Genomic DNA, 3811 nt, shown 5'->3' with positions numbered 1-3811 from the left:
TACAACCGCCAGCGGCGCCATTCGCGCCTTGGCTATGTATCGCCGGCGTCGTTCGCTGAGAATTTCAGAAAAAAAGCGCTGGCTGCTTGAAACGGACGTGTCCATTATTGACAGTACACCTCACTCTATCGAAGCTATGTCACCCCAATTACAAGACAGTTCTATCATCTGCGGAAGGTCGTCGGTTAGAGGCACGACATCGACTACGATGCTTCCGACTTCATCCCAGTCTTTCAAGTCATGCATCTCAGACGTTACTTTCAATACGTGCGTATCGAATAAGAATAACCAAACGCTGGACATACTGACATGAGTGGGATATTCCCGTCTATCGCAAGAAAATCCTCTTAATCCAGAATTTTTCAAAAGTTCAAATGCAGCTTCCCCAACAATTGGGAAGCTTTCAAAATCATTCATTGCTTCTCCCGTTTGAAACCATTCCAATTCAAAGACAGCTCTTGGCCGACTGTACTCTGTCCAGCCCACCGTCTACGACGCTTGCCACCCTACTGCAAGCACCCAATGGAGATCGGCAATTGCCATACGTAGGCGTCACCTCCCCGCTACTTGCATAGTTGTTTGTGCAGCTAGGAATTGCAAAGCGGGCAGCACGCGTTCAACCGCAACGCCCCTGACCGTGCTGTCTTCTGCATTCCCTCGGACCATGATCGATAAAAGCCGCCGTGAGAAGTCGCACACGGGCGAACCGCTGCTGCCGTGAAATGCGTCATGTCCTGGGTGGGCAACTGGCAATGAGAAGACGTGCTCCTCTTGCTCCGTTCGTAGATAGCTCAGACCGGGGAAAACAGTCATCTCTGACGCAAATACCCCTGGCGCGTGCATCTCGGTACGAACGCGCCCAGAGAAACCATAAATTTGATCTTGCTCGGGACAAGCGAGCGTTGCGGCTTCAAATACGTGGTGAGGCCGCTTATCGAACAGCCCATGCGGGGTGCGGAATTCGTACCATGTTTCCAAATTCGCTGCGACTTGCGCGACACAAAGGTCAAGCAGGCGAAGTGAGGAGGTAGAACGTCGGCCCTCGCCAATATGGACGAAAGCGTTCGGCCTGTAAAATTCCAGTCGACCATCTGAATGCTGCTGCACTACTATTGCCCAGCCTTTAGAGTCGATCGTTGCTACATGCCCGGCCGTCACGAGAAAGCGCCGCCCCTCGAAGTCGAGCATCGTGCCTGAGCCGAACGCCAACACTTCCTCCCTCTCTCCAATGTGGACCAAAGGAATGCTGGTCAGTAACAACCAATCGCGCCAATCGCTGCCCTGCTCTGGTGTAACTTGCATAAGTGAGCCTATTGTTGGACTGAGTGCAAGGTTAGAGCACAAGCGTGCTAACGGATTAATTTAATGTCAACCTTTGGTTTGCCGTACGGTAGGCCGCAATACGCCCCCTTGAGCATCGCAATGCCAAGGAGTCTATGAACTAAGGCCACTTGCTTGCGGGAATACCTGGAAGATGTAGGTGGCCTTCTCCCATTCTTTATCAAATTCCATCCGATAGCTCCACTCGCGGTGCCAGGTTTTACTGTTCAGGGCTTGCTGCAGCTTACCATGCACGACCTTAGGATCATGAACGTAGTAATACAGTTCTCGCTTCCCGTTCCATGTACTGCGTGCCAAGAAAAGCGCATTGACAGATCCGCTCATGGTTCTTCCGCCCATCACTACGAGACTTAATTCGTCAACCATCTCAAACAGGAGCTCGCTCTCGCGTGGCGAAGGCATCCCGTTATCGATTAGATATTGAGCTTCTAGCGTTATGCATAAGTACCAAGGAAAAATCGAATGATGGGGGAAGCTAAGTAATCCCTCGTTAATTGCGATGACTTCAGGAAGTCCGTCGCGTCTAACATTAAACAATTCCTCGACTTCATCGGGAATTGAAATCTCTACTTGATCTGTCGCTGGAACAAAGTTGTTCATCGATATGGTTCTTCGCTAGGTCAGCTTATGGCCGTGAGCGGCATCATTCGGCGAATTCATCGGATTTGTCTGCGCTATACTTGATTATTGATAACCGTTAGCCTTGGCGTTTGCCACACATTCATCGAACCGCGACTTGCCGACAGATGACGAACCAACCCAGTACCGACCTGTTTACAGATGATTGTTCCACCATTGGCATTGTTCAACGTCTGCTCCTACACTGGTACGAAGGCACATCCACTCAACATTATTGTAAATATTATCGAATTAATCGTTTTCATTGTCGTGCCCCTTTTAATCCCTGCCTACTCATTAAATCCCCTACGGTTTCAAGCTGCGCGTGTAACTGCATACTCGTGTCCAAAGCAAGCTGATAAGGTCCGCTCAAGCCCGATGCGAAAAAACTGAGCACAAGTTGCTAACGACGGTGACATAAAGTCCTTCTGATGATTCTTGAAACGATTCGCCCAATTAGTGGCCGTCCGGTATTGGCCGAAGTCGGCCTATCATTTGCTCAGTGCCACCGGTTTCTCACGATCTTGAAGATGCTCTGCACACACATATCGCAACTCCGCCACTGGCATCTTCTCGGTCTCCCGTAGTAGCAACTGCAGCTTATTTTGGAACTCAGGGTCAGCCTCCATTTTTGCATAAGCCCTCGGATTCTCAGCAACCATTTTAGAAAGCGTTGCTCTGTAGCTTGGAGCATTTTCCGGAAATTTTTCAGAACACACCTGAGAAAATCCGGCAACGAGTATATAGAACGGATTTGGCCCGCAATCTTTAATCGCAGCAGGGCATTGGCTTAGCGCAACAGCACTTGGGGCCAGCAATGCTCCAGTCAGCCAAGTTATGAATTTCTTGGTCATATTTTTGTTCAATCCAACGACTGCTGTTGGCCGACGGCAGCCTCTGGTGCGTTAACTATGCACAAATACGATGTGTTCTTTGTTCCTATCATCGAGCACGTAGGAACAGACATACATCCGGAAATTCTCCGCTACATAAACCTCTGTACGGAACTCAATAAGCGCAACCACATCAATACGATGACGCTTCAAATGTTCGTGTAAGCAGGCTCGGTAAGCTATCACGCATTTTCTAACCCTTGGAGAAAACCTGAATAGCTCCTCTGTCGTTGCAGGTATCCAATTGATGGTTACCTTCGCACCGCGCCGCGCCCTTGCCATCTCATAAACGTCCTCGAAGACAAAGCCAGCATCGACGTAATTCATCCCACTCATAAACGAGTGCGACCAGTTGTGAGCCATCGAGCGTATAGATTTGTATTTCATCCAGTTTTCTTCGTGACAGGCTGCTTTTGGCCGAACACTGCCAATAATGATAAGAATAACATCTTACTCAAGTGAAAGGTTCACGCTTTGTCACGACTACTGCAATGTCGACACTAATACACAGGCACACTCAGTAACGAAATCTCGGAAGTCCCCCCGCTATCTACTTCCAATCAACGTCCCAGATAAACTGCGGTAATTTGCTCGCGGCCGTGTCCCATTTCTTCTGATATAAGTAGGCGCGCAGAAAGATCGCGCTGCTTTTGTTCTCCGGTTAGTTGGGAGGAGCGAGGACCACCGCAGGCCGGGCTTTGCCAGCCGGTGAGCTGGTGGTAGCGCTCCTGAGCATAGTGGTGGCGGAGTCCATGTACGCCGTGGATTGCGGCTTTGTCGCATTGGGCGCGGAAGCGTTGTAGATGATCTCGGTAGCGTAGGCTCGCTGGGATCAGGTGAGATAGCCCCCTGATTCACCGTACACGGCCTATGCGCTATTCTTACGGATAGGAATAGGACTGTGCATATGACTAGGAACAAGCAAACAATCGAGGTTGTAACGGTAAGCGAAGAGCGCC

At 49.9% G+C, this 3811-nt stretch carries 4 protein-coding genes; all 4 read right to left on the bottom strand.

The annotated features are described in order from the left end of the window. Positions 1-120: 120 nt before the first annotated feature. Positions 121-417, bottom strand: a complete 297-nt coding sequence (locus tag GW587_RS30900; protein ID WP_166108747.1) for a hypothetical protein — start codon at positions 415-417, stop codon at positions 121-123. A gap of 135 nt (positions 418-552) precedes the next feature. Next, positions 553-1302, bottom strand: coding sequence for a hypothetical protein (locus GW587_RS30895; RefSeq protein WP_166108746.1), 750 nt, complete (start codon positions 1300-1302; stop codon positions 553-555). A 132-nt stretch (positions 1303-1434) separates the two neighbouring features. Beyond that, positions 1435-1941 carry a DUF695 domain-containing protein gene (locus GW587_RS30890; RefSeq protein ID WP_166108745.1) on the bottom strand — a complete coding sequence of 169 codons (507 nt, stop codon included), beginning with the start codon at positions 1939-1941 and terminating at the stop codon, positions 1435-1437. 509 nt (positions 1942-2450) lie between these two features. Next, a complete protein-coding gene (locus tag GW587_RS30885; RefSeq protein ID WP_166108744.1) occupies positions 2451-2813 on the bottom strand; it encodes a hypothetical protein in 363 nt (120 codons plus the stop codon). Positions 2814-3811 lie beyond the last annotated feature (998 nt).

The organism is Duganella aceris, assembly GCF_011090165.1.
Lineage (GTDB): Bacteria > Pseudomonadota > Gammaproteobacteria > Burkholderiales > Burkholderiaceae_D > Rugamonas > Rugamonas aceris.
Note: the sequence above shows the minus strand (reverse complement) of the source record. Positions and strands in the feature narration are given on the sequence as shown.

Excerpts from the sequence above, each read along its gene's own strand:
- GW587_RS30900 (WP_166108747.1), bottom strand. The coding sequence starts at position 417 with ATGAATGATTTTGAAAGCTTCCCAATTGTTGGGGAAGCTGCATTTGAA.
- GW587_RS30895 (WP_166108746.1), bottom strand. The coding sequence starts at position 1,302 with ATGCAAGTTACACCAGAGCAGGGCAGCGATTGGCGCGATTGGTTGTTA.
- GW587_RS30890 (WP_166108745.1), bottom strand. The coding sequence starts at position 1,941 with ATGAACAACTTTGTTCCAGCGACAGATCAAGTAGAGATTTCAATTCCC.
- GW587_RS30885 (WP_166108744.1), bottom strand. The coding sequence starts at position 2,813 with ATGACCAAGAAATTCATAACTTGGCTGACTGGAGCATTGCTGGCCCCA.